At 68.2% G+C, this 23829-nt stretch carries 18 protein-coding genes; 13 read left to right on the top strand and 5 right to left on the bottom strand.

Annotation, left to right across the window (positions count from 1 at the left end):
• Nucleotides 1-65: 65 nt before the first annotated feature.
• Entirely contained in the window at nt 66-356 is a 291-nt protein-coding gene (gene rpsF / locus ABZ642_RS11465) for a 30S ribosomal protein S6 (protein ID WP_005482942.1), read from the bottom strand.
• 266 nt (nt 357-622) lie between these two features.
• Between rpsF and ABZ642_RS11460 the strand changes: the two genes are divergently transcribed.
• From ABZ642_RS11460 to ABZ642_RS11450, 3 genes are all read left to right on the top strand, one after another.
• On the top strand, nt 623-925 hold the full coding sequence (locus ABZ642_RS11460) for a hypothetical protein (protein ID WP_360480840.1): 303 nt from the start codon (nt 623-625) through the stop codon (nt 923-925).
• A gap of 165 nt (nt 926-1090) precedes the next feature.
• Nucleotides 1091-2212, top strand: coding sequence for a peptidoglycan bridge formation glycyltransferase FemX (femX, locus tag ABZ642_RS11455; RefSeq protein WP_360480837.1), 1122 nt, complete (start codon nt 1091-1093; stop codon nt 2210-2212).
• A gap of 66 nt (nt 2213-2278) precedes the next feature.
• Complete coding sequence (locus ABZ642_RS11450; RefSeq protein WP_360480834.1) at nt 2279-3310, top strand: alanine racemase; 1032 nt, start codon at nt 2279-2281, stop codon at nt 3308-3310.
• A gap of 75 nt (nt 3311-3385) precedes the next feature.
• Here ABZ642_RS11450 and ABZ642_RS11445 read toward each other — a convergent pair whose 3' ends face one another.
• Together ABZ642_RS11445 and ABZ642_RS11440 are read right to left on the bottom strand one after the other, a co-directional pair.
• Nucleotides 3386-4885 (bottom strand): glycosyltransferase 87 family protein, encoded by a 1500-nt coding sequence (locus ABZ642_RS11445; protein ID WP_360480832.1) that lies wholly within the window; start codon nt 4883-4885, stop codon nt 3386-3388.
• A gap of 131 nt (nt 4886-5016) precedes the next feature.
• Nucleotides 5017-7656: a transglycosylase domain-containing protein gene (locus tag ABZ642_RS11440; RefSeq protein WP_360480829.1), complete on the bottom strand. Its 2640-nt coding sequence runs from the start codon at nt 7654-7656 to the stop codon at nt 5017-5019.
• A 363-nt stretch (nt 7657-8019) separates the two neighbouring features.
• On the opposite strand from ABZ642_RS11440, the gene ABZ642_RS11435 reads away from it, so the two are divergent.
• The 3 genes from ABZ642_RS11435 to ABZ642_RS11425 all read left to right on the top strand — a co-directional run bounded on the left by ABZ642_RS11435 (nt 8020) and on the right by ABZ642_RS11425 (nt 11187).
• The gene (locus ABZ642_RS11435) at nt 8020-8703 is read left to right on the top strand and encodes a helix-turn-helix transcriptional regulator (RefSeq protein WP_360480826.1); all 684 of its coding nucleotides are present in this window, start codon (nt 8020-8022) and stop codon (nt 8701-8703) included.
• 43 nt (nt 8704-8746) lie between these two features.
• Nucleotides 8747-9829, top strand: coding sequence for an inositol-3-phosphate synthase (locus ABZ642_RS11430; RefSeq protein WP_360480823.1), 1083 nt, complete (start codon nt 8747-8749; stop codon nt 9827-9829).
• A gap of 95 nt (nt 9830-9924) precedes the next feature.
• Complete coding sequence (locus ABZ642_RS11425) at nt 9925-11187, top strand: MFS transporter (protein ID WP_360480821.1); 1263 nt, start codon at nt 9925-9927, stop codon at nt 11185-11187.
• A 142-nt stretch (nt 11188-11329) separates the two neighbouring features.
• Here ABZ642_RS11425 and ABZ642_RS11420 read toward each other — a convergent pair whose 3' ends face one another.
• Nucleotides 11330-12775: a CCA tRNA nucleotidyltransferase gene (locus ABZ642_RS11420; RefSeq protein WP_360480818.1), complete on the bottom strand. Its 1446-nt coding sequence runs from the start codon at nt 12773-12775 to the stop codon at nt 11330-11332.
• Between the two features lie 288 nt (nt 12776-13063).
• Between ABZ642_RS11420 and ABZ642_RS11415 the strand changes: the two genes are divergently transcribed.
• The 7 genes from ABZ642_RS11415 (at nt 13064) to trxA (ending at nt 22887) form a co-directional block, all read left to right on the top strand.
• Nucleotides 13064-15490 carry a DUF6049 family protein gene (locus ABZ642_RS11415; protein WP_360480815.1) on the top strand — a complete coding sequence of 809 codons (2427 nt, stop codon included), beginning with the start codon at nt 13064-13066 and terminating at the stop codon, nt 15488-15490.
• 46 nt (nt 15491-15536) lie between these two features.
• Nucleotides 15537-17879, top strand: a complete 2343-nt coding sequence (gene murJ / locus ABZ642_RS11410; protein WP_360480812.1) for a murein biosynthesis integral membrane protein MurJ — start codon at nt 15537-15539, stop codon at nt 17877-17879.
• A 119-nt stretch (nt 17880-17998) separates the two neighbouring features.
• Nucleotides 17999-19690 (top strand): serine/threonine protein kinase, encoded by a 1692-nt coding sequence (locus tag ABZ642_RS11405; RefSeq protein WP_360480809.1) that lies wholly within the window; start codon nt 17999-18001, stop codon nt 19688-19690.
• Between the two features lie 19 nt (nt 19691-19709).
• Nucleotides 19710-20435, top strand: a complete 726-nt coding sequence (gene sigM, locus ABZ642_RS11400; protein ID WP_360480807.1) for an RNA polymerase sigma factor SigM — start codon at nt 19710-19712, stop codon at nt 20433-20435.
• The gene (locus tag ABZ642_RS11395) at nt 20432-21334 is read left to right on the top strand and encodes a hypothetical protein (RefSeq protein WP_360480804.1); all 903 of its coding nucleotides are present in this window, start codon (nt 20432-20434) and stop codon (nt 21332-21334) included. Before sigM ends, ABZ642_RS11395 begins: the two co-directional genes overlap by 4 nt.
• Nucleotides 21335-21539: 205 nt before the next feature.
• Nucleotides 21540-22508, top strand: a complete 969-nt coding sequence (trxB, locus tag ABZ642_RS11390; protein ID WP_360480801.1) for a thioredoxin-disulfide reductase — start codon at nt 21540-21542, stop codon at nt 22506-22508.
• A 46-nt stretch (nt 22509-22554) separates the two neighbouring features.
• Nucleotides 22555-22887, top strand: coding sequence for a thioredoxin (trxA, locus tag ABZ642_RS11385; protein ID WP_351695853.1), 333 nt, complete (start codon nt 22555-22557; stop codon nt 22885-22887).
• A gap of 86 nt (nt 22888-22973) precedes the next feature.
• Here trxA and ABZ642_RS11380 read toward each other — a convergent pair whose 3' ends face one another.
• Nucleotides 22974-23591, bottom strand: a complete 618-nt coding sequence (locus ABZ642_RS11380) for a GNAT family N-acetyltransferase (RefSeq protein WP_360480797.1) — start codon at nt 23589-23591, stop codon at nt 22974-22976.
• Nucleotides 23592-23829: the final 238 nt, after the last annotated feature.

Here is a 23829-nt window from a genome sequence, read left to right as displayed (position 1 = left end):
TCTCGGCGGGTTTGCTGCTGGCTGCTTGCTGCTACTCGAAACCCGAGATCAGCTGAGCTGGGAGCTCAGTGGGTCTCGGGACGGAGGACCTTGGTCCGGAGGACCGACTCGTTCAGGTTCATCTGGCGGTCGAGCTCCTTCACGACCGCAGGCTCGGCCTGCAGGTCGATGACCGAGTAGATGCCCTCAGGCTTCTTCTTGATCTCGTACGAGAGACGACGACGGCCCCAGGTGTCGACCTTCTCCACCTTGCCGTTGCCCTCACGGACGACGGAGAGGAAGTTCTCGATCAGGGGGGCGACAGCGCGCTCCTCCAGATCGGGGTCGAGGATGACCATCACCTCGTAGTGACGCATGTGGAACCCACCTCCTTTGGACTCAGCGGCCACGGTCGTTCCGTGGCAGGAGGGTTGTGATGCGTACGCAACGGTATCGGCCGCCACTGACATGCGGGGGGCTTCCCTCGGGATCCCCAGCCGCGGGCCTGGGCAGACACCGGTGCAGAGGGTACAGAGTACCCGCACACCTGCTTCCGGTTGAAATCCGACCGCCGGGCCCCTCAATCTGTACCCATCGGGTGTGTACGGCGCTACGATGCGCCGCCTTCCGCAGGAGGTGCCCTATGGCACAGGCATTGCGACCCAACACCGCCGGCTCCCTGTTCGCCACCGACGGCAAGACCCATCCGCTCCAGGACTCCCTGATGGCCGTGACGCTGGCGCTCGGGCTGATCGCCTTCATCACGTCGTTCTTCCACAGCCTGCACCTGCTCAGCGCCTGGACCGGTCTGATCGGCATCTTCACCGGCCTGTTCGGGCAGTGGGTCTCGATCACCACGCGCGAGCGCTTCGGTACGATCCTGGGTCTCGGTGCCGCGGGCATCGGCTTCTTCATCGGTATGGCGAACGGCGGCCTGTTCGGATAGGCCTCCGAACCCCTCCGTACCACCGCGCAACGCCCCGGCCGCACCGGAGCCGGGGCGTAGGTGGTGTACGCCCAGTCGGGCCGCGAGCGAGGCGCAGTAGGCTTCGGCGCGAGAGCCGGAGCCCCTGTACCCATGGGGACACACCAGCCCGAGGAGCGCCCCGACATGAGTCTGACCCTGAGGACCATCAGCCGCGAACAGCATCTGGCCTACATCCAGAGCCTGCCGGCGGCTAGCCACATGCAGGTCCCGGCCTGGGCAGATGTCAAGGCGGAGTGGCGTTCGGAGAACCTGGGCTGGTTCGACGACCGCACCGGCGAGATGGTCGGCGCGGGCCTGGTGCTGTACCGCCAGCTGCCCAAGATCAAGCGCTACCTCGCGTACCTCCCCGAGGGCCCGGTCATCAATTGGTTCGCGCCGAATCTCGACGAGTGGATCCAGCCGATGCTGGCCCACCTCAAGCAGCAGGGCGCGTTCTCCGTGAAGATGGGCCCGCCGGTGATCATCCGGCGCTGGGAGGCCAACTCCATCAAGGCCGGCATCCAGAACCCGGACGTGAAGCGCCTGCGCGACATCGAGGCCGACTTCATCGAGCCGCGTGCCTTCGAGGTGGCCGACAAGCTGCGCCGGATGGGCTGGCAGCAGGGCGAGGACGGCGGCGCCGGCTTCGGTGACGTGCAGCCGCGCTACGTCTACCAGGTGCCGCTGGCGAACCGTTCCCTGGAAGAGGTCCACAAGAACTTCAACCAGCTGTGGCGGCGCAACATCAAGAAGGCCGAGAAGGCCGGCGTCGAGGTCGTCCAGGGCGGCTACCAGGACCTGGCGGAGTGGCAGCGGCTGTACGAGATCACGGCCGTGCGCGACCACTTCCGGCCGCGCCCGCTGTCGTACTTCCAGCGCATGTGGACGGCCCTCAACACCGAGGACCCCAACCGGATGCGGCTCTACTTCGCCCAGCACAACGGGGTGAACCTGTCCGCGGCGACCATGCTGATCGTCGGCGGGCACGTCTGGTACTCCTACGGCGCCTCCGACAACATCGGCCGCGAGGTGCGCCCGTCCAACGCCATGCAGTGGCGGATGCTGCGCGACGCCTATGCGCTCGGCGCCACCGTCTACGACCTGCGTGGCATCTCGGACTCGCTGGACGAGACGGATCACCTCTTCGGCCTCATCCAGTTCAAGGTGGGCACCGGCGGCCAGGCCGCCGAGTACCTCGGCGAATGGGACTTCCCGCTGAACAAGCTGCTCCACAAGGCGCTCGACATCTACATGTCGCGCCGCTGACGTCACGCTCCGTGCTTCTATAGCCCTGATACACCCCAGCCATCCAGAAAGGTCCCAGGTCCGGCCATGGCGCTCACCCTCTACGTCGACACCGCGCGCTGGCGGGCGCACCACAAGCACGTGCAGGAGCAGTTCCCGGGCCTCGTCCCGGTCTGCAAGGGCAACGGCTACGGCTTCGGGCACGAACGCCTGGCGGAGGAGGCCACCCGTCTGGGCTCGGACGTCCTCGCCGTCGGTACGACGTACGAGGCCGCGCGCATCAAGGACTGGTTCGGTGGCGACCTGCTGGTGCTGACGCCGTACCGGCGCGGCGAGGAGCCCGTTCCGCTGCCCGACCGGGTCATCCGCTCGGTGTCGTCGATCGACGGCGTGTACGGCCTGGTGGGCGCGCGCGTGGTCATCGAGGTGATGTCCACGATGAAGCGGCACGGCATCAGCGAGCAGGACCTGCCGCAGCTGCACTCGGCCATAGAGAACGTCCGGCTGGAGGGCTTCGCCATCCATCTGCCGCTGGACCGCACCGACGGCTCGGACGCCGTCGAGGAGGTCATCGGGTGGATGGACCGGCTGCGCGCGGCCCGGCTGCCGCTGCACACGATGTTCGTCAGCCACCTCAAGGCCGACGAACTCGCCCGGCTCCAGCAGCAGTTCCCGCAGACCCGGTTCCGGGCCCGGATCGGCACCCGGCTGTGGCTGGGGGACCACGACGCCACCGAGTACCGCGGGGCGGTCCTGGACGTCACCCGCGTCGCCAAGGGCGACCGGTTCGGCTACCGGCAGCAGAAGGCGGCCTCGGACGGCTATCTGGTGGTCGTGGCGGGCGGCACGTCGCACGGGGTGGGCCTGGAGGCCCCGAAGGCCCTGCACGGCGTCATGCCGCGTGCCAAGGGCGTCGCACGGGCCGGCCTGGCCACGGTGAACCGGAACCTTTCGCCGTTCGTCTGGGGCGGCAAGCAGCGCTGGTTCGCGGAGCCGCCGCACATGCAGGTGTCGATCCTGTTCGTGCCGACGGACGCTCCGGAGCCGAGGGTGGGCGAGGAGCTGGTGGCCCATCTGCGGCACACCACCACCCAGTTCGACCGCATCGTGGATCGCTGACGGGTTCTCAGAACGCCGGAAGGGCCGTACACGGGGTTCCGTGTACGGCCCTTTCCTTCTGCCTGGGCTGTTCGCTCAGAGCGAACTGTCCTCAGAGGCTCGGCTGCCCCACTCCACCTGCGGCCCTTCGAACTGTGCGGCATGACGCGGGGGACGGGCGGCCGCGCCGAGCACGAAGACGTCCTCCGCGCCGTCCAGCACCCCGCCCGAGGGGTCGTCGTCACCGGAGCGCCGCACCACGTCACGCTCGGGCATGAGGATGTCGCGTACGACCATCGCGCAGAGGTAGAGCGTGCCGAGCAGGTGCACGGCGATGGCCCAGTGGTAGCCGTGGGTCGGCAGACCCTTGTGGGCGTCACCGCTGGTCGTGTACGCGAGGTACATCCAGATCCCCAGGAAGTACGCCACCTCGCACGCCTGCCAGATCAGGAAGTCCCGCCACTTGGGCCGGGCGAGCACGGCCAGCGGCACCAGCCACAAGACGTACTGCGGGGAGTAGACCTTGTTGGTGAGGATGAAGGCCGCCACCACCAGGAAGGCCAGCTGGGCGAAGCGCGGCCGGCGCGGAGCGGTCAGGGCCAGGGCGGCGATACCCAGGAAGCAGAGCACCACCAGTACCATCGCCGCGTTGTTCACGAAGCCCGTGCTGGGCGGGGTGGTCGTGTTCTGCGCCCAGATCAGCCAGAAGGAGCCGAAGTCGACGCCTCGTTCCTGGCTGAACGTGTAGAACTTCGACCAGCCGTCGAAGGCGAAGATCATCACCGGCAGGTTCACGACGAGCCAGGCGACGACGGCTCCCCCCGCTGCGGTGAAGAAGTCCCGCCATTTGCCCGCGCGCCAGCACAGCAGAAACAGCGGCCCCAGCAGGAACACGGGATACAGCTTGGCGGCCGTGGCAAGCCCCAGGAGGACACCGAAGGCGAGGGGACGACTCCGGGACCACATCAGCATCGCCGCGGCCGTCAGAGCGACCGCCAGGAGGTCCCAGTTGATGGTGGCGGTCAGCGCGAAGGCGGGCGCCAGGGCGACCAGCAGGCCGTCCCAGGGACGCCGGCGGTGCGTGCGGACCACACACACCGCGATGACGGCGGCGCAGATCATCAGCATCCCGGCATTGACGAACCAGTACACCTGCTCCTGGAGCTGGATGCTGCCGCTGCCCGGCGTGAGCCATGCGGCCACCTCCATGAACACACCGGTCAGCACCGGATATTCGAGGTAGTCCATGTCACCGGGGAGCTTGTCGAAGTACGGCACCAGACCATCGGCGAAGCCCCGCCCCTGGTAGAGGTGCGGGATGTCCGAATAGCAGGCGTGGGTGTACTGGGTACTCGCGCCGAAGAACCAGCCGCCGTTGTAGCACGGCGCCTTCTGGATCAGGCCCAGGGCGAACATGCCGATCGCCACGAGGACCACGACCCGTAGCGGCGTCCACCAGGACGTCCCGAGCAGCGCACGCCGCCCGATGGGGCCACCGATCAGCTCACTACCGGCCGCGGCGACCGGGTCTTCCCTGGTCGGCCGCACCGGCTCCGGCTCGCGCACGCCCGCGGGCGTCGTCTCTGCACTGGGCATGGGGCCCATCCTGCCGTACCTCTCTAGGAATACGCCGAGGGCCGCCGCACCTCGTCGGATGCGGCGGCCCATGTTTCACGTGAAACAGACTTCGGCGGGCGAAATGGTCACCTACCGGTCAGACCTCGCGGTTAGCCGGTCCCGCCGAAGAGGTTTCCTCCGCCGTTGGCATTGCCTCTGGTGTCGCCTTCGCCGGTCGACTCCGTAGCCGATGGCGAGGACGTGGTACCCGAGGTGCTGCCACCGGTATTACCACCGTCGGTCGAGCAGTTCCAGGCGAATCGGCAGCTCTCGCTCACGGTCGGTGAAGGCGAGGTGGCCGTCTCGCTGGGCGTGGCGCTCGGGGTCTCGCTGGGCGTCTCGCTCGGCGTGATGCTCGGGGTCGGCGTCGGGGACGGAGCGCCCGCCTCGTCGGCGATCTCGCCGACCTTGGTGGCGTCCGGGAAGCCCGGGTCGTTCTTGCCCTTCAGCGCGGACTGCATGTACTCGGTCCACACCGAGGTCGGGATGTCACCACCGTGGATGGACTCCACGCCGGCGGTGCCGTTCATGGAGAGCAGCTCGGCGTCCTTCGGGTTCTCACGGAACATCGCCACCGAGGTCGCCAGCTGCTGGGTGTAGCCGACGAACCAGGCCGACTTGTTGCTGTCGGTGGTACCGGTCTTGCCCGCCGCCGTACGGCCCAGGGCCTTGGCATTGGTACCCGTACCGTTCTGGATGACGTTCTCCAGCGTGTCCGTGACGTTGTTCGCGATGTCGTCGGGGATCGCGCTGGTCACCTTCGGCTTGCTGAAACCGTTCACGGGCTGCCCGTCCTGCTTGACCTCGGTCACCGAGTACGGGTCCGCGTGCTTGCCGGAGGCGGCGAAGGTCGCGTAGGCGTCGGCCATGCGGATCGCACTCGGGGTCGAGGTGCCGAGGGCGAAGGACGGGTTGAGGGTCGCGAAGCTGCCGTCCAGGATGCCGGAGCGGCTTGCGACATCCCTCACGTGGGACATCCCGACGTCCCAGCCGAGCTGCACGAACGGTGTGTTGATCGACTGCTCCATCGCCTTGCGCAGGCTGATGTAGCCCCAGGCGTGGTCACTCTCGTTGTTCTGGAAGAACGTCGAGCCGTCCTTGTTCAGGACGTAGGTGCCGTCCTCGTTTCTCACCTTGAGATGGTCGTTGCCGTTGTACTTGCTCAGTGGCGAGACCCCCTCGGGAGAGGTCTTGTACGTGCCGTACTGCATGGCCGCTGCCAGGACGAACGGCTTCCACGTCGAACCGACGGGGACACCCGAGGTGTCGGCGTTGTTGGTGAAGTGGTTGTTCTCGTAGCCGGCACCGCCGTACAGGGCGACGATCGCGCCGTCCTTGGGCACCACCGACGCCGCACCGAACTGGACGTACTTGTCCTTCTCCCGGTTCTTCGGATCCAGACGCGCCTTCTGGACCTTCTCCACGGCCGCGCTCAGCGCGTTGACCTTGTTCTTCTGGAAGGTCGTGTAGATCTGGAAGCCGCCCTTGTCGAACTGCGCCTCTGTGACGTGGGAGTGCGAGAGAACGTACTTCTTGGCCGTGTCGGCGAGGTAGCTGATCTGGCCGGTCATCCCCTTGGTCGCCTTGCGGCCCTGGGGCAACGGGTACTTCTTGATGGCCTCCTGGTACTGGGCATCGGTGAGGTGCTTGTCTTTGTGCATCTCCTCGAGGATCCAGGCCCAGCGGTCGTGGGAGCGCTTGTAGTTGGCGTCCCTGTTTGCCGCGGGATCGATGTCCGTGTTGCCCGCGGGGTCGTAGTACGTCGCACCCTTGAGGAGGGCCGCCAGGACCCCGCACTGGCTCGCGGTGAGGTCCTTCGCGTCCACGCCGTAGTAGGTCTGGGCGGCGGCCTGGATGCCGTACGCGCCACGGCCGAAGTACGAGGTGTTCAGGTAGCCCTGGAGGATCTCCGGCTTGGTGAACTTGGTGCCCACCTTGACGGAGATGAACATCTCCTTGAACTTACGGGTGATCGTCTGGTCCTGGCTGAGGTAGGTGTTCTTGACGAACTGCTGGGTGATCGTCGAACCACCCTGCGTCTCACCGCCCTGGGCCATGTTGACGAGGGCACGGGCGATGCCCTTGAAGTCGACGCCCGGGTCCGTGTAGAAGCTCTTGTTCTCCGCCGAGATCACCGCGTACTGCATCGCCTCGGGGATCTGGGCGATGCCGACGTTCTGCCGGTTGATGCCGGTGCCCGTCGCGACCATCTGCTTGCCGTCGGCCCAGTAGTAGACGTTGTTCTGGGACTTGGCCGCGGTGTTCTCGTTCGGGACGCCCACCATGGCGTAACCGACACCGACCAGCGCCACCAGGCTCCCGAAGAAGGTGATGCACAGGCCGGAGACGAGCTTCCAGGAGGGGACCCAGCGGCGCCAGCCGAACCTGTTCGCCCTGGGGTAGTCGATAATGCGCTTCTTGCCGGGCGCCGTCGACGCCCGGCCTCTGCCACGCCCCGGCCCGGCAGGACCACCCGGACCGCGACTTCCGTTGTCGGCCGTTCTGCGGCGGCCTCCGGTGTTTCTCTGCGCCGCCCGGCGTGCCTCGGCTCGGCCGCTGTAGGGGCGCTCTTCACCCCCCGAGTCCTGGGAGTCCGACCCGTAGGAACGGGACCCATAGGAGTCGGAAGGAGACCCGGTGGCGCCTCGCGGGGCCGCACGGCGGCCGGCGGACGGGTCGGACTGGCCGCGTCGGGCCGCGGCACGTCCGCCTCCCTGCGGCTGCGGCGGTTTGCGACGGTGCTCGCTCATCGAACGATTACTCCTCGGGCAGGCGCACCCGTGCGCGCCTGGAAACGGCGGCTGGTTTCCGGTCCCCCCGAAGTACGGATGTGGTCGGTCCTGCATTCACCCGTACTGCACCGGGGACAGGGACGCCCCCCAGGCGTCACTTGGTTCCCGGTGGTGTGCATGCCGCACAGACTACGCACCACCAAAACCCGCCGAGGCCCGAAGTTCACCCCAAATCAGGCAAGTTGCCTCCTGCGAATCGGTGATGTGATCCCGTTCACCGTCGTTCCTCTTGTCGCACCGGGATCGCCGATCTATCGTCGGGATGTATCGAGTCGATACATCAGAGCGAGATAAGCGCGTCAGAGACGAGAGGGGGCGACCATGAGCCGACGGTCCGGCATCCTTGAGTTCGCCGTACTCGGTCTGCTCCGCGAATCCCCGATGCACGGCTATGAGCTGCGGAAACGGCTCAACACATCACTGGGCGTCTTCCGGGCGTTCAGCTACGGGACGCTCTACCCCTGCCTCAAGACGCTGGTCGCCAACGGCTGGTTGATCGAGGAACCGGGAAACACCACCGAGGACGCCCTCGCCGCGCCGCTCGCCGGCCGCCGCGCCAAGATCGTCTACCGGTTGACGGCCGAAGGTAAGGAGCATTTCGAGGAGCTCCTTTCCCAGACCGGCCCCGACGCCTACGAGGACGAGCACTTCGCGGCACGGTTCGCCTTCTTCGGGCAGACCTCGCGCGATGTGCGGATGCGCGTGCTGGAAGGCCGGCGCAGCCGGCTGGAGGAGCGCCTGGAGAAGATGCGCGCCTCGCTGGCGCGCACCAGGGAGCGCCTCGACGACTACACGCTTGAGCTCCAGCGCCACGGGATGGAGTCCGTGGAGCGCGAAGTGCGCTGGCTGAACGAGCTCATCGAGAGCGAGCGGGCCGGACGGGACCTGAAGGGTTCCGCTTCCGGAGAGTCCGCTCAGGAGAACACCACCAATGGAGCGCCGGGCGTCCTGCCCCGGTCCGGGGGCATCCTCCGGCCGGATTCGCCCGACGACACCGCCACGTGAGACCCGTTCAGGGCCTCACTCGTACACACAGGGAGCAACCGGAATGGGTTCGGTTCGCGTAGCCGTCGTCGGTGTGGGCAACTGCGCCGCGTCGCTGGTGCAGGGAGTCGAGTACTACAAGGACGCCGACCCGGCGTCGAAGGTCCCCGGGCTGATGCACGTCCAGTTCGGCGACTACCACGTCAAGGACATCGAGTTCGTCGCCGCGTTCGACGTGGATGCCAAGAAGGTCGGCCTCGACCTGGCGGACGCCATCGGCGCCTCCGAGAACAACACCATCAAGATCTGCGACGTGCCCAACACCGGTGTCACCGTCCAGCGCGGCCACACCCTCGACGGTCTCGGCAAGTACTACCGCGAGACCATCGAGGAGTCCGAGGCCGAGCCGGTCGACGTCGTCAAGATCCTCAAGGACAAGCAGGTCGACGTCCTCGTCTGCTACCTGCCCGTCGGTTCCGAGAGCGCGGCGAAGTTCTACGCCCAGTGCGCCATCGACGCCAAGGTCGCCTTCGTCAACGCCCTCCCGGTCTTCATCGCCGGCACCAAGGAGTGGGCGGACAAGTTCACCGAGGCGGGCGTCCCGATCGTCGGCGACGACATCAAGTCGCAGGTCGGCGCCACCATCACGCACCGCGTGATGGCCAAGCTGTTCGAGGACCGGGGTGTCGTCCTGGACCGCACGATGCAGCTGAACGTCGGCGGCAACATGGACTTCAAGAACATGCTCGAGCGCGAGCGCCTGGAGTCCAAGAAGATCTCCAAGACGCAGGCCGTCACCTCCCAGATCCCCGACCGGGACCTCGGCGAGAAGAACGTCCACATCGGCCCGTCCGACTACGTCGCCTGGCTCGACGACCGCAAGTGGGCCTACGTCCGCCTCGAGGGCCGTGCCTTCGGTGACGTCCCGCTGAACCTGGAGTACAAGCTCGAGGTCTGGGACTCCCCGAACTCCGCGGGTGTCATCATCGACGCCCTGCGCGCTGCGAAGATCGCCAAGGACCGCGGTATCGGCGGCCCGATCCTCTCCGCGTCGAGCTACTTCATGAAGTCCCCGCCGGTCCAGTACTTCGACGACCAGGCCCGCGAGAACGTCGAGAAGTTCATCCGCGGCGACGTCGAGCGCTGACGTCCGTCGCTCGCAAAAGAACGCTCCTGCCAGGGCTGTGAGAGTCCCCGGGTCCCCCGACCCGGGGACTCTCCCCGTGTGTGAGGCTGTGCCCCATGCCCGTCGTCCGCGACCTGCGTGTCCTGCTGCGCCTGCGGGACTTCCGCCGCCTGCTCGCCGTCCGTCTGCTCTCCCAGGGCGCGGACGGCGTCTACCAGGTCGCGCTCGCCGCCTATGTCGTCTTCTCGCCGGAGAAACAGACCTCACCGGCCGCAATCGCCTCGGCCATGGCCGTCCTGCTCCTCCCGTACTCCCTCGTGGGCCCCTTCGCCGGCGTCCTGCTGGACCGCTGGCGCCGCCGCCAGGTCTTCCTCTACGGCAACCTGCTGCGCGCACTGCTGGCTGCGGTCACCGCCGTCCTGATGGCCGCCCATGTCCCCGACTGGCTCTTCTACGTCTCCGCCCTGTGCGTCACGGCCGTCAACCGCTTCGTCCTTTCGGGGCTGTCCGCCGCCCTCCCGCGCGTCGTCGACACCGAACGTCTGGTGCTGGCCAACTCACTGTCCCCGACCGCGGGAACCCTCGCCGCGACCGTCGGCGGAGGCCTCGCCTTCGCCGTACGGCTGCTGGCCTCGGACTCCGATGCCGCGGTGGTACTGCTGGGCGCAACGCTGTACCTGTCCGCAGCCCTCACCTCGATGACGATGGCCCCCGGGCTCCTCGGCCCCGACCGGCATCCGGCACAACCAAGCCTGGGAACGGCCGTGATCACCACCGCACGCGACCTCCTGGAGGCGATACGGCACCTCGCCGCGCCCCGGCGGCGCGAGGCGGCCTGGGCGCTGCTCTCCATGACAGTGATGCGCTTCTGCTACGGCGCCCTGCTCGTCCTGGTGCTGATGCTGTGCCGCTACGCCCTCTCCTCCGACCCTGACGACGGGCTCGGGCTGCTGGGGCTGGCGTTGGGGATCTCCGGCGCGGGTTTCTTCGCGGCGGCCGTGGTGACGCCGTGGACCGTGGGACGACTCGGCCCCGGGCGCTGGATCGTGGTGTGCGCCGCGTCCGCCGCCGTACTGGAGCCCGCTCTGGGTCTTCCGTTCACGACCGTCCCCATGCTCGTCGCCGCCTTCGTCCTGGGGCTGATCACCCAGGGCGCGAAGATCGCCACCGACACCATCGTCCAGTCCTCCGTCGACGACGGCTTCCGCGGCCGGATCTTCTCCGTGTACGACGTGCTCTTCAACGTGGCTTTCGTGGGCGCCGCCGGCGTCGCGGCCCTGATGCTCCCGCCGGACGGCCGCTCCGCCACCCTCGTCATCACCGTCGCCCTCATCTACGCGGGGGTCGCGGTGGGCATGGCGCGCTTCGAGCGCCACTGAGGGTCCCGGCAGAGTCAGGGAATCCCTCCGGCCTACGGCAACGATTCCGACACCGCGAGGGGCGATGTTTCACGTGAAACATCGCCCCTCTTCGATCGCGGCCGGGTCATGTTTCACGTGAAACATGACCCGTTCCATGCGCTCAGCCCTGATCGGCCCACCACTCCTTGAGCGCGGCCACCGCCTCGTCGCGCTCCATCGGCCCGTTCTCCAGCCGGAGCTCCAGCATGTGCTTGTAGGCCTTGCCGACCTCCGGCCCCGGCCGGATTCCCAGGATCTCCATGATCTGGTTGCCATCGAGGTCCGGACGGATGGCGTCAAGCTCCTCCCGCTCCTGAAGCTCGGCGATGCGCTCCTCCAGGCCGTCGTAGGCACGGGAGAGCGCCACTGCCTTCCGCTTGTTACGGGTGGTGCAGTCGGAACGGGTCAGCTTGTGGAGACGGTCGAGCAGGGGGCCCGCGTCACGGACATAGCGGCGCACCGCCGAATCCGTCCACTCCCCAGCGCCATAGCCATGGAAGCGCAGGTGGAGTTCGACCAGGTGTGAGACGTCCTTCACCAGTTCGTTGGAGTACTTCAAGGCCGTCATGCGCTTCTTGGTCATCTTCGCGCCGACCACCTCGTGGTGATGGAACGAGACGCGGCCGTCATTCTCGAAACGGCGGGTGCGCGGCTTGCCGATGTCGTGCAGCAGCGCGGCGAGGCGGAGAGTGAGGTCGGGACCGTTCTCCTCCAGCGCCATGGCCTGCTCCAGGACGATCAGCGTGTGGTCGTAGACGTCCTTGTGCCGGTGGTGCTCATCACTCTCCAGACGCAGGGCGGGGAGCTCGGGCAGGACATGGTCTGCGAGACCGGTGTCGACGAGCAGCGTCAGTCCCTTGCGGGGATGAGCGGAGAGGATCAGCTTGTTCAGCTCGTCCCGGACCCGCTCGGCCGAGACGATCTCCAGACGCCCGGCCATGTCCTTCATCGCGGCAACGACCTCAGGTGCCACCTCGAAGTCGAGCTGGGCCGCGAAGCGTGCGGCACGCATCATCCGCAGCGGGTCGTCCGAGAAGGAGTCCTCGGGCGTACCCGGGGTCCGCAGCACACGAGCCGCCAGGTCGACCAGCCCGCCGTGCGGGTCGATGAACTCCTTCTCCGGCAGCGCCACCGCCATGGCATTGACCGTGAAGTCACGCCGGACGAGGTCCTCCTCGATGGAGTCGCCGTACGACACCTCGGGCTTGCGCGAGGTCCGGTCGTACGCCTCGGAGCGGTAGGTGGTCACTTCGATCTGGTAGCCGTCTTTCTGCGCGCCGACCGTGCCGAAAGCGATACCGACCTCCCAGAGGGCGTCCGCCCAGGGCCGGACGATCTTCAGTACGTCCTCGGGGCGGGCGTCGGTGGTGAAGTCCAGGTCGTTGCCGAGCCGGCCCAGCAGTGCGTCCCGGACCGAGCCGCCGACCAGGGCAAGCGAGAACCCGGCCTCCTGGAATCGGCGTGCGAGGTCGTCGGCGACGGGCGCCACCCGCAGCAGCTCGCTCACCGCGCGCTGCTGCGCCTGGCTCAGGGCAGAGGAAGGAGTGTCTTCATTGGCGTTCGGCACAACAGAAAAGGGTACGTGGCCCGGGCGGCCCGAAGCGCCTCCATATTCCGGCAGCACCCCACACAGAGCCTCCATACATGAGGCGTGGGACAGCTCACTCCATACCCGCACAAGGGCAGCGCTCGGCGCTTACATGAGTCTCCCGACGATACTGGATATAGGGGACGGGCCGGTCTCCTCCCCCGATCTTGTGGAGCAGACCGCGGCACTTCCGCTCAGCGCGCATCGTTACCATGCGTGGACGCACATTCCGACGACCACTGACGATGACGAGGGACGGACGAGCGCGTGGCCGAGGCGGCAGACTTCCAGGGGACGCCCTCACCTGCCCGTCGCTGGCTGCGGCGCACCGGGGCACTGCTCGCGGGTGCGCCCCTGCTGGCCGCACTGGTGCAGTTGCCCGCCGCGGTGCCGGCGCAGGCGGCCGATTCCGACACGGTGTCCGTCGCCTTGGACTCGCTCAGCCCCAGCGCCCCCAGCGACGGGGACACGCTGACGGTCTCCGGCACGGTGACCAACAACGGCAAGCAGGCCGTCACAGACGCCCAGGTGGACCTGCGCGTGGGTTCTCAGCTCAACACACGCTCCGCGATCGACTCCGCGGCCAGGCACCCCGACGACCTCCAGTCGAGCCTCGGCACCGCGGTCGGCGGCAAGTACACCGAGGACTTCGACTCGCTCGCCCCGGGCGTCGCCGAGCACTTCAGCATCTCCGTGCCGGTCGACAAGCTCGACCTCGGCCAGGACGGCGTGTACCCGTTCGGTGTCTCGCTGTCCGGCCAGACGGCCGCGCAGCCGTGGGACCAGGTACTCGGCATCCAGCGGACGTTCCTGCCCTGGCAGTCCTCCGAGGCCGACACACAGACCAAGACCACGTACCTGTGGCCGCTGATCTCCACCGTCCATGTGACGGCGAAGACGGGCGCGGGCGAACTGCAGACGCCGGTCTTCCTCAATGACGACCTCGCCAAGGAGATCTCGCCCGGCGGCCGGCTGGCGCAGATGCTGTCGCTCGGCAAGGACCTGGACGTCACCTGGGTGATCGACCCGGACCTGCTGGCCTCCGTGGACGCGATGACCCGCAGCTACCGGATCCAGGGCGCCGGGGACACCACCACGGCAGGCACCCACCAGGCGGTGGCCAAGCAGTTCCTGGCCGATCTGCAGAACGCGGTGGCGGACAAGGAGGTCGTGGCCCTTCCCTTCGCCGACCCGGACCTGGCCTCCCTCGCTCACAACGGCACCAGCGTCACCGGATCGCTGAGTCACCTCAAGGACGCCACCGACGTCGCCGCCACCACAGTGGAGACTGTGCTCCATGTCACACCGAGCACGGACTTCGCATGGCCTGTGAACGGTGCCGTCGACCCGTCGATCATCAAAGTCGCCACCTCTGCGGGTGCCGACAAGGTGATCGCCCGCAGTGACAGCCTCCAGGAGACGGGCGGGCTGCCCTACACGCCCTCGGCGGCACGTCCGATCGGTGGCGGGACGACGGCGGTGGTCGCGGACGCACGACTGTCCACGGCGTTCCAGGGCGATCTGACGAAGGCCGACTCGGTCACCCTCGCGGTACAGCAGTTCCTGGCCCAGAGCCTGGCGCTGAACACCCAGACCGACAAACAGCGCAGCATCGTCATCGCCCCGCAGCGAATGCCGTCGGCGAGCCAGGTCCAGGCAATGGCGACGGCGATCACCACGTTGCAGGACAGCAACTGGTCGCGGTCCCAGGACCTCGCGGCAGCGGCCAAGGACAAGCCCGACCCCGGCGCGACCACGAAGATCCCCTCGTCGTCCGCCTACCCCTCCTCGCTGCGCAAGCAGGAGCTGCCCCGGACGGCCTTCGAGCAGATCGCCCGCACCCAGGACAAGCTCGACAACTTCCAGGTGGTCCTCACCAACCAGTCCCGGGTAGTGACCCCCTTCGGGCGGGCCATAAACCGTGAGATGTCCACGTCGTGGCGGGGCCGCGGCAGCGAGGCCGACAGTTTCCGCACCAGCGTGGAGTCCTGGCTCGACAGCCTCACCGGTCAGGTCAAGCTGATCGACAAGTCCGAGACCAAGCTCTCCGGCCGCAGCGCCACCATCCCGGTGACCGTCCAGAACAACCTGGTCCAGGGCGTCGACCACCTCGTCCTGCGGCTCACCTCGACGATGCCGACCCGACTGGAGATCGGCGGCAAGGCCTACTACGAACAGCCGGTCGAGGTCTCCGGCGGCCACACCCAGTCCGTGAAGTTCTCCACGTCGGCCAACGCCAACGGCCGGGTGGAGGTCATCGCCCAGCTCTACACCGAGGACGGCCAGGAGTATGGCGCCCCGGTCCAGTTCGATGTGAAGGTCACCGAGGTCACGCCCACCGTGATGCTGGTCATCGGCGGCGGCGTGCTGCTGCTGGTGCTCGCCGGGTTCCGGATGTACACCCAGCGCAAGCGGGCGGCCGCCCGCCGTGCCGAGGAAGGCGACGGCCCCGACGACGCGGGCGAGGACGCCCCCGAGGCTCCGCAGGCCCCGGAGGGCCCCGAGGCCCTGGAGGTCCGGGGCTCCGAGGACACCGGCCGGCCGGGGAACCCCGACGCCCGTGAGGATCGTCTCCAGGAAGAGTCCGGGGCCCGCTCCGGGGCAGACGACCCTGAGCAGCCGAGTGACCCGACACCGGACACCGCACCGGAAAGCGCCGACCCGTCCGGAACGGGTGAGAGAGTGGACCGTTGAGCGATGTCGTGGCCGGTGTGGCCCGGGACGATGAGGTGGGGTAACCATGAACGCGCCGTACGACGGTGAACGCGGCCAGGGCGCGGCCGGTTCGGGCTACCCCGAGCCGCCGCCGGAGGCCGGCCAGGTCCCGCCGCAGCACGCGGCTGACATGTACCTCCAGGACGCCTACGACCAGGACCCCTACCGGGCGCAGGACCTCTCCGCCCAGGACCCGGTAGCCGAGGCGCTCTACGACCGCGCCGCGCACCCCCCGCCGCCCCCCGGCATGTACCCGCAGCAGCCCCTGTACGGCCAGCCCACCCAGTCGCCGTACGCCCCCGACCCGCATGTGTGGGCCCAGACCCCGGCGCCGGAGCCGGAGGGCCCGAACCAGTACCTGCCCTACGGCGACAATCCGCGTACCACCCAGTTCGTGGGCGTGGACGATCTGGTCACGCACTCCGGTGAGGAGCGCCACGAGCCGGACGCCTTCGCGCACCTGTTCCGGGACCAGCAGCAGGGCGGCGGCAACCCGCAGACGGACCCCCGGTCCGTCCCGGGTCCCGCGGGCCAGTACCCGCCCCGCGTCGGCCAGTACCCGCCGCCCTCGGGCCAGTACCCGTCGGCGCCGCAGGCTCCCGCAGCCCAGAACCAGCACGCGGCTCCTCACTACGCGGCATCCCAGTTCCCGCAGGCCCCGTCCGCACCCCAGGCCCCTGTCGCCGAGCCGGTACCCGCCGCTCCGGCGGCTCCCTCGGCCCCCGCGGCCAAGAAAGGCGGGCGGGCCTCCGGGCTGCTGAAGTCCAGTGCCGTGATGGCGGCGGGCACGATGGTCTCCCGCCTCACAGGTTTCGTCCGCTCCGCGCTGATCGTCTCCGCACTCGGAGTGGGCCTCCTCGGTGACACGTTCCAGGTCGCCTACCAGCTGCCGACGATGATCTACATCCTGACCGTCGGCGGCGGCCTCAACTCCGTTTTCGTGCCGCAGCTGGTACGGGCCATGAAAGAGGACGATGACGGCGGCGAGGCGTTCGCCAACCGTCTGCTGACCCTCGTGATGGTGGCGCTGGGCCTGCTCACCGCGGCCACGATGGCGGCCGCGCCCTTCCTGATCCGCCTGCTGTCCGACTCGGTCGCCAGCGACCCGGCGGCCAACGAGGTCGGCATCACCTTCGTCCGTTACTTCCTGCCCTCGATCTTCTTCATGGGCATCCACGTGGTGATGGGTCAGGTCCTCAACGCGCGGGGCAAGTTCGGCGCGATGATGTGGACCCCGGTCCTCAACAACATCGTCATCATCGTCACCCTCGGCCTGTTCATCTGGGTGTACGGCACCGCCGCGCATTCCGGCATGAAGGTCACCACCATCCCGCCGGAAGGCCAGCGGCTGCTCGGCCTCGGCGTGCTGCTCGGCCTCGTGGTCCAGGCCCTGGCGATGATCCCCTACCTGCGCGAGACCGGCTTCCGGATGCGGCTGCGCTTCGACTGGAGGGGCCACGGCCTCGGCAAGGCCGCCACGCTCGCCAAGTGGACCGTGCTGTTCGTCCTCGCCAACCAGGCGGGCGCGCTCGTCGTCTCCCAGCTGTCGACCTCGGCCGGCAAGAACTCCCCGGTCGACGGCACCGGCTTCGCCGCCTACGCCAACGCCCAGCTGATCTGGGGCCTGCCCCAGGCCATCATCACGGTCTCCCTGATGGCGGCCCTGCTGCCACGGATCTCCCGCTCGGCCGCCGAGGACGACACCGGCGCCGTCCGCGACGACATCTCCCAGGGCCTGCGGACCACCGCCGTGGCGATCGTGCCCATCGCCTTCGGTTTCGTGGCACTCGGCATCCCGATGTGCACCCTGATCTTCGGTTCCTCGGGTACCAGCGAGGCCACCAACATGGGGTTCATGCTGATGGCCTTCGGCCTCGGCCTGATCCCGTACTCGGTGCAGTACGTCGTCCTGCGCGCGTTCTACGCGTACGAGGACACCCGCACCCCCTTCTACAACACGGTCATCGTCGCCGCGGTCAACGCGGGCGCCTCGGTCACCTGTTATGTCCTGCTCCCGGCCCGCTGGGCGGTGGCCGGCATGGCCGCCTCCTACGGCCTCGCCTACGCGATCGGCGTGGGTATCGCCTGGAAGCGGCTGCGCAAGCGGCTCGGCGGCGACCTCGACGGCACCCGCGTCACCCGTACCTACGCGCGGCTGTGCATCGCGTCCGTACCGGCCGCTCTGCTCAGTGGTGCGGCTTGTTTCGGCATCGGCCACACTCTGGGTCAAGGCGTGATCGGTTCCTTCGCCGCGCTGGTGGCCGGCGGAGTCGTACTGCTCGGCGTCTTCTACATCGCCGCGCGCCGCATGCGAATCGAGGAGCTCAACTCCCTCGTGGGTATGGTGCGCGGGCGTCTGGGGCGCTGAGGTAGGGGTACGCGCACAACCATCGTCCGCCGCCGCGTGTCGTGCATAGCGGCAGACTGTGGGCACAATTGGTTTCGGCGTCGGACAGCGTGCAACGGATGGGGAGGCAGGGAACGACGGTGGCGGAACGGAGCACGGCTGCCGTCGACGTGGCAGACAACAGCGGTGACAAGCCGCTGACCGCCAAGGCGGTCCAGTCCACGGCCGACGGGGTGGCCCAGAACCCGGAGCGGGACACGGACAGCGAAGAGGCACAGGGGAGCGGCACGGCTGCAAGCCCAGGGAAGAAGGCCTCACCTCCCGAACTGCACAGCGGTCACAAACTCGCCAGACGCTACCGTCTCGAGGAGTGCGTCACCCGTCTGGACGGATTCAGCAGTTGGCGTGCGGTCGACGAGAAACTGCGGCGGGCCGTCGGCGTGCACATCCTGCCGGCCGACCACGCGCGCACCCGCGCCGTGCTGGCCGCCGCCCGCTCCGCCGCGCTGCTCGGGGATCCCCGGTTCGTCCAGGTCCTGGACGCGGTCGAGGAGAACGACCTCGTCTACGTGGTGCACGAGTGGCTGCCTGACGCCACCGAGCTGACCGCGCTGCTCGCGGCCGGACCGCTGGAGCCGCACGACGCCTACCAGATGGTCAGTCAGATCGCCTCCGCGATGGCGGCCGCGCACCGTGAGGGGCTGGCCCATCTCCGGCTCAACCCCAACGCCGTGCTGCGCGCCTCCACGGGTCAGTGGCGTATCCGCGGCCTGGCGGTGAACGCGGCGCTGCGCGGTATCAGTTCGGACACCCCGCAGCGCACCGACACCGAGGCGATCGGCGCCCTGCTGTATGCGGCACTCACCCAGCGCTGGCCGTACCCGAGCGACGCCTACGGTCTGCCGGGACTGCCCAAGGACGTCGGTCTGATCGCCCCCGACCAGGTGCGGGCCGGTGTCCACCGCGGCCTGTCGGAGCTCGCCATGCGGGCCCTGGTCAACGACGGCGCCACCGCCTCCCGCCACGAGTCCGCGTGCACCACGCCTGAGGAGCTGGTGAAGGCGATCGGCGAGATGCCGCGCATCCGCCCGCCGGAGCCGTCGTTCACGGCGCCTCCCGAGTACCAGCGCACCACCTACCAGCAGGGCACCTACGGCCGCCCCACGCCTCCCGGCGTGACGCAGGCCCTCCAGACCCCGCCGCCCCCGCTCCAGAGCCGTACCGGCAAGGCCCTCAAGTGGGCGGTCTCCGCCCTGCTGATCGCCGCGCTGGGACTGGGCAGCTGGCAGCTCGCGGACGCCCTGATGGACCAGAGCGACAAGTCCGGCGACACCAACAACACACAGACCTCGGACGACGGCGACAAGAAGGCGCCGAAGACCGCCAGCGAGCCGATCGCCATCACCGGGGCCCGAGACTTTGACCCCTTCGGGGACGGGTCCGAGAAGCCGTCCGACATAAGCAAGGTCTACGACAAGAGTCTCTCGACCTATTGGCAGACCGATTACTACAAGGGCGCCACCTTCGGAAACCTGAAGCCGGGCCTCGGCGTCATCCTCGATCTCGGGAAGATCCAGCAGATTGGGCAGGTGACCGTTACCTTCGTGGGAGACACGTCCGTCGAGTTGCGCGCCGCATCCAGCAACGCCAGCACTGAGCCGACGTCCTTCGCCGCGTACACGAAGGTCGCCGACGGCTCGGGTACGAGCGTGACCCTGAAGCCGAACGAGTCCCTCAAGTCCCGCTATCTGCTGGTCTGGCTGACCAAGCTGCCGCTGACGGACGAAGGCACCTATCGCGGACGGGTGGCAGACATCAAGGTGACCAGCTGATCGCAGGGCGGAGGGATAGATGGCGGAGGGGGCCGGATACGACGGCGTGAGCGATCAGGACCTGCTCGCCCGCCATGTGGAAGGCGACCCCGATGCCTTCGGTGAGATCGTGCGGCGGCACCGGGACCGGCTCTGGGCGGTCGCGCTGCGGACCCTGGGGGACCGTGAGGAGGCCGCTGACGCCGTCCAGGACGCCCTGGTCTCCGCCTACCGGGCCGCCCACACCTTCCGGGGCCAGTCGGCCGTCACGACCTGGCTGCACCGGATCACGGTCAACGCCTGCCTCGACCGGGCCCGCAAGGCGGCCTCCCGGAAGACCGCACCCGTCGACGACACCGAGCGGCTGGAGCAGCTGCTCGAGCCGCATGAATCGGCCTCCGCTCCAGCCGAGCGCAACGATCTGCACCGCCAGCTGCTCGAAGCCCTCGGCACGCTCCCGCATGATCAGCGCGCCGCCCTTGTCCTGGTCGACATGCAGGGCTATCCGGTCGCGGAGGCAGCTCAGATCCTCGACGTGCCCACAGGAACGGTGAAGAGCCGCTGCGCCCGCGGCAGAGCGAGACTCTTGCCCCTGCTCACCCATCTGCGGCCGGAAAAAACCGGCGACGAGAACGAGCCGGACCCGGCACGGAACCGGGCGGAGGGGACATCCGTCCCACCGGCAGCGAGGCCTCAGGACGGGGGCTCACAGAAGACCGGGCCGAGTGATTCAGCCGCAGTGAAGGGCGGAGGTGGGCGAGCGTGACTTCCACGACAGACACGACCGGGCACCCGGACGTCGCGGAGATCTCCGACCTCACCGAAGGCCTGCTCCCGGATGCCCGGACCACGGAAGTACGACAGCACCTGGACGAGTGCGACCTCTGTGCCGACGTCCACGCTTCGCTGGAGGAGATCCGGGGCCTGCTGGGCGCGCTCCCGGAACCGCCCCGTATGCCTGCGGACGTCGCGGGCCGGATCGACGCCGCCCTCGCCGCCGAGGCACTCCTGAGCGTCACGGCACCCGAGACACCCGAGACGCATGTTTCACGTGAAACATCGCCCCTCCCGTCGCCCCCGGTGGACCGTCCCGCCGGTCGGTCGAACGCGTCGACCGGTCCCGGCCGCAAGGACCGCGGGCAGGGATACGGCCGGCGCCGGCGGACCGTCGTACTCGGAGCCGTCCTCACCGCGGCCGTCCTGGGTGCCGGTTCGTTCTTCCTCCACTCACTCGGTGGCAATGGACCGACGACCGCACAAGGCAAGCCGACCACCTCCGCCGAGGGCTTCTCCAAGGGCACTCTCCAGACCGAGGTGGCGAACCTCCTCGGTACGAAGACGGGCCTGCGTGGCTCCAAGAAGCCGGATCTAGGGATCCAGAGCGAGTCCACTTCGCCCGGCTCGACGGACTCGCCCTACACCACCCGGATCCAGCCCTCGGTGACGGTGCCGCAGTGCGTCCGCCAGGGCATCAACCAGACCGGCGACGACGTCCTCGCTGCGAAGAGGGGAACGTACGCGGGGAAGGACGCCTTCCTCGTCGTGCTCCCCGATGCCTCCGACACCACCCGGGTGACGGTCTTCATCATCGACGCCACGTGCGAGAGCCGGCCATCGGCCTCCCCTGGTGAGGTTCTGCTGACGGAGTCTCTGGCACGCCCCTGAACGGCCCTGGAGTGCCCTCGGAGCGATCCTTCGCAGCGGAGGACGCATCGTCCGTCCCGGCGTGGAAATCCGTACGGTGTGGGGTGCCCGTGTGCCCGGACACACCGGGAATGCGCGCCCCGTAGGATCCGTTGGGTGGGGTGAGAGCTTCTGACAAGAACTCCCACCGGTCGAATGACGTAGACCAGAGACGAGGAATCAAGTCGTGAGCGACGTCCGTAACGTGATCATCATCGGCTCCGGGCCCGCCGGCTACACGGCGGCGCTCTACACCGCGCGCGCGTCGCTGAAGCCCCTCGTGTTCGAGGGTGCCGTCACCGCGGGCGGTGCCCTGATGAACACCACCGAGGTGGAGAACTTCCCGGGCTTCCGCGACGGCATCATGGGTCCCGACCTCATGGACAACATGCGTGCCCAGGCCGAGCGCTTCGGTGCCGAGCTGATTCCGGACGACGTCGTCTCCGTCGACCTGACCGGTGAGATCAAGACCGTCACCGACACCGCCGGCACGGTCCACAAGGCGAAGGCCGTCATCGTCACCACCGGCTCCCAGCACCGCAAGCTGGGCCTGCCGAACGAGGACGCCCTCTCCGGTCGCGGTGTCTCCTGGTGCGCCACCTGTGACGGGTTCTTCTTCAAGGAGCAGGACATCGCCGTGATCGGGGGCGGCGACACCGCGATGGAGGAGGCCACCTTCCTCTCTCGGTTCGCCAAGTCCGTGACGATCGTCCACCGCCGGGACAGCCTGCGCGCCTCCAAGGCGATGCAGGAGCGCGCCTTCGCCGACCCGAAGATCAAGTTCGCCTGGGACAGCGAGATCGCCGAGGTCCAGGGCGAGCAGAAGCTGGCCGGTCTGAAGCTGCGCAACGTCAAGACCGGTGAGCTCTCGGACCTGCCAGTGACCGGCCTGTTCATCGCGATCGGCCATGACCCGCGCACCGAGCTGTTCAAGGGTCAGCTGGACCTGGACGAGGAGGGCTACCTGAAGGTCGCCTCGCCCTCGACGCACACCAACCTGACGGGTGTGTTCGCCGCCGGTGATGTGGTGGACCACACCTACCGCCAGGCGATCACCGCGGCCGGTACCGGCTGCTCCGCTGCTCTCGACGCCGAGCGTTTCCTCGCCGCCCTCGCGGACGAGGAGAAGGCAGAGCCCGAGAAGACCACCGTCTGATCATCCCCCTTTCGCCCCACCGCACGAACGAGTAAAGGAGCCCGCCGTGGCCGGCACTCTGAAGCATGTGACCGACGCCGACTTCGAGGAGGTCGTCCTCAAGAGCGACAAGCCCGTCCTGGTGGACTTCTGGGCCGAGTGGTGCGGCCCGTGCCGCCAGATCGCCCCGTCTCTTGAGGCCATCGCCGCCGAGCACGGCGAGAAGATCGAGATCGTCAAGCTGAACATCGACGAGAACCCGACGACGGCCGCCAAGTACGGCGTCATGTCGATCCCCACCCTGAACGTGTACCAGGGCGGCGAGGTCGCCAAGACGATCGTCGGTGCCAAGCCGAAGGCCGCGCTCCTGCGTGACCTCGACGACTACATCGCCGAGTGACGTTTCACGTGAAACACGAATGGGCCAACCCCTCGGGGCTGGCCCATTCGCTTTGAGGACTCGCTTCGATCAACCACGGGGCACCCTCAGAGCGGCCGCAGCGCTGGTTCCTTCTGTACGGCCCCCAGGAGCCGGTCGAGCGCCAGCTCCACGTCTTCCTTCCAGGAGAGCGTCGTCCGCAGCTCCAGCCGCATCCGCGGACGCGTGGGGTGCTGCCGCACCGTCTTGAAGCCCACGGCCAGCAGATGGTCGGCGGGCAGCAGACAGGCCGGCTCCTTGTAGCGAGCGTCACCGAACGCCTCGATCGCCTTGAAGCCCCGGCGCAGCAGATCCTTGGCGACCGTCTGCACCATCACGCGTCCGAGCCCCTGTCCCTGATAGCCGGGCATGATGTAGCCGGTCATGAGCTGGACGGCGTCCGGTGAGACAGGGCTCGTGGGAAAGGCCGTGGAGCGCGGAACGTAAGCGGGCGGTGCGTAGAGCACAAAGCCCACGGGCACATCGTCGACATAGACCACCCGGCCGCAGGATCCCCAGTCGAGCAGGACGGCGGAGATCCAGGCCTCCTTCTCCACCGCGGGTGTACCCGCCTTTATCGCTGCTTCGCCGCTGACGGGATCCAGCTCCCAGAAGACACACGAGCGACAGCGCTTGGGAAGGTCCTGGAGGTTGTCCAGCGTGAGCGGTACGAGCCGACGCCCCATGAAGGCTGTTCCTCGCTTCCTTCGCCCGCAGCGTCGCGGGCGGCTGTCAGAGCGCTACGTTCTCTGAGCAGACTGCCGACGAATCCGACGGTCGCGCCCAGTCCCAGGACCGCGCTCACCAGTCCGGTGCGGCTCATCGATCGCATGGCTCCCGCCTCCCATTCAGAGGTGCTGCCAGCTGTCAGGTGGATCCGCCGTACCCGAACGCATGGTATCCACACAGCGATTCCATCGATAC

The organism is Streptomyces sp. NPDC007157 (genome assembly GCF_040634235.1).
In the GTDB taxonomy this organism is placed as follows: domain Bacteria; phylum Actinomycetota; class Actinomycetes; order Streptomycetales; family Streptomycetaceae; genus Streptomyces.
Note: the sequence above shows the minus strand (reverse complement) of the source record. Positions and strands in the feature narration are given on the sequence as shown.

Coding starts and splice junctions, on each gene's coding strand:
- rpsF (WP_005482942.1), bottom strand. CDS start 356: ATGCGTCACTACGAGGTGATGGTCATCCTCGACCCCGATCTGGAGGAG.
- ABZ642_RS11460 (WP_360480840.1), top strand. CDS start 623: ATGGCACAGGCATTGCGACCCAACACCGCCGGCTCCCTGTTCGCCACC.
- femX (WP_360480837.1), top strand. CDS start 1,091: ATGAGTCTGACCCTGAGGACCATCAGCCGCGAACAGCATCTGGCCTAC.
- ABZ642_RS11450 (WP_360480834.1), top strand. CDS start 2,279: ATGGCGCTCACCCTCTACGTCGACACCGCGCGCTGGCGGGCGCACCAC.
- ABZ642_RS11445 (WP_360480832.1), bottom strand. CDS start 4,885: ATGCCCAGTGCAGAGACGACGCCCGCGGGCGTGCGCGAGCCGGAGCCG.
- ABZ642_RS11440 (WP_360480829.1), bottom strand. CDS start 7,656: ATGAGCGAGCACCGTCGCAAACCGCCGCAGCCGCAGGGAGGCGGACGT.
- ABZ642_RS11435 (WP_360480826.1), top strand. CDS start 8,020: ATGAGCCGACGGTCCGGCATCCTTGAGTTCGCCGTACTCGGTCTGCTC.
- ABZ642_RS11430 (WP_360480823.1), top strand. CDS start 8,747: ATGGGTTCGGTTCGCGTAGCCGTCGTCGGTGTGGGCAACTGCGCCGCG.
- ABZ642_RS11425 (WP_360480821.1), top strand. CDS start 9,925: ATGCCCGTCGTCCGCGACCTGCGTGTCCTGCTGCGCCTGCGGGACTTC.
- murJ (WP_360480812.1), top strand. CDS start 15,537: ATGAACGCGCCGTACGACGGTGAACGCGGCCAGGGCGCGGCCGGTTCG.
- sigM (WP_360480807.1), top strand. CDS start 19,710: ATGGCGGAGGGGGCCGGATACGACGGCGTGAGCGATCAGGACCTGCTC.
- ABZ642_RS11380 (WP_360480797.1), bottom strand. CDS start 23,591: ATGGGGCGTCGGCTCGTACCGCTCACGCTGGACAACCTCCAGGACCTT.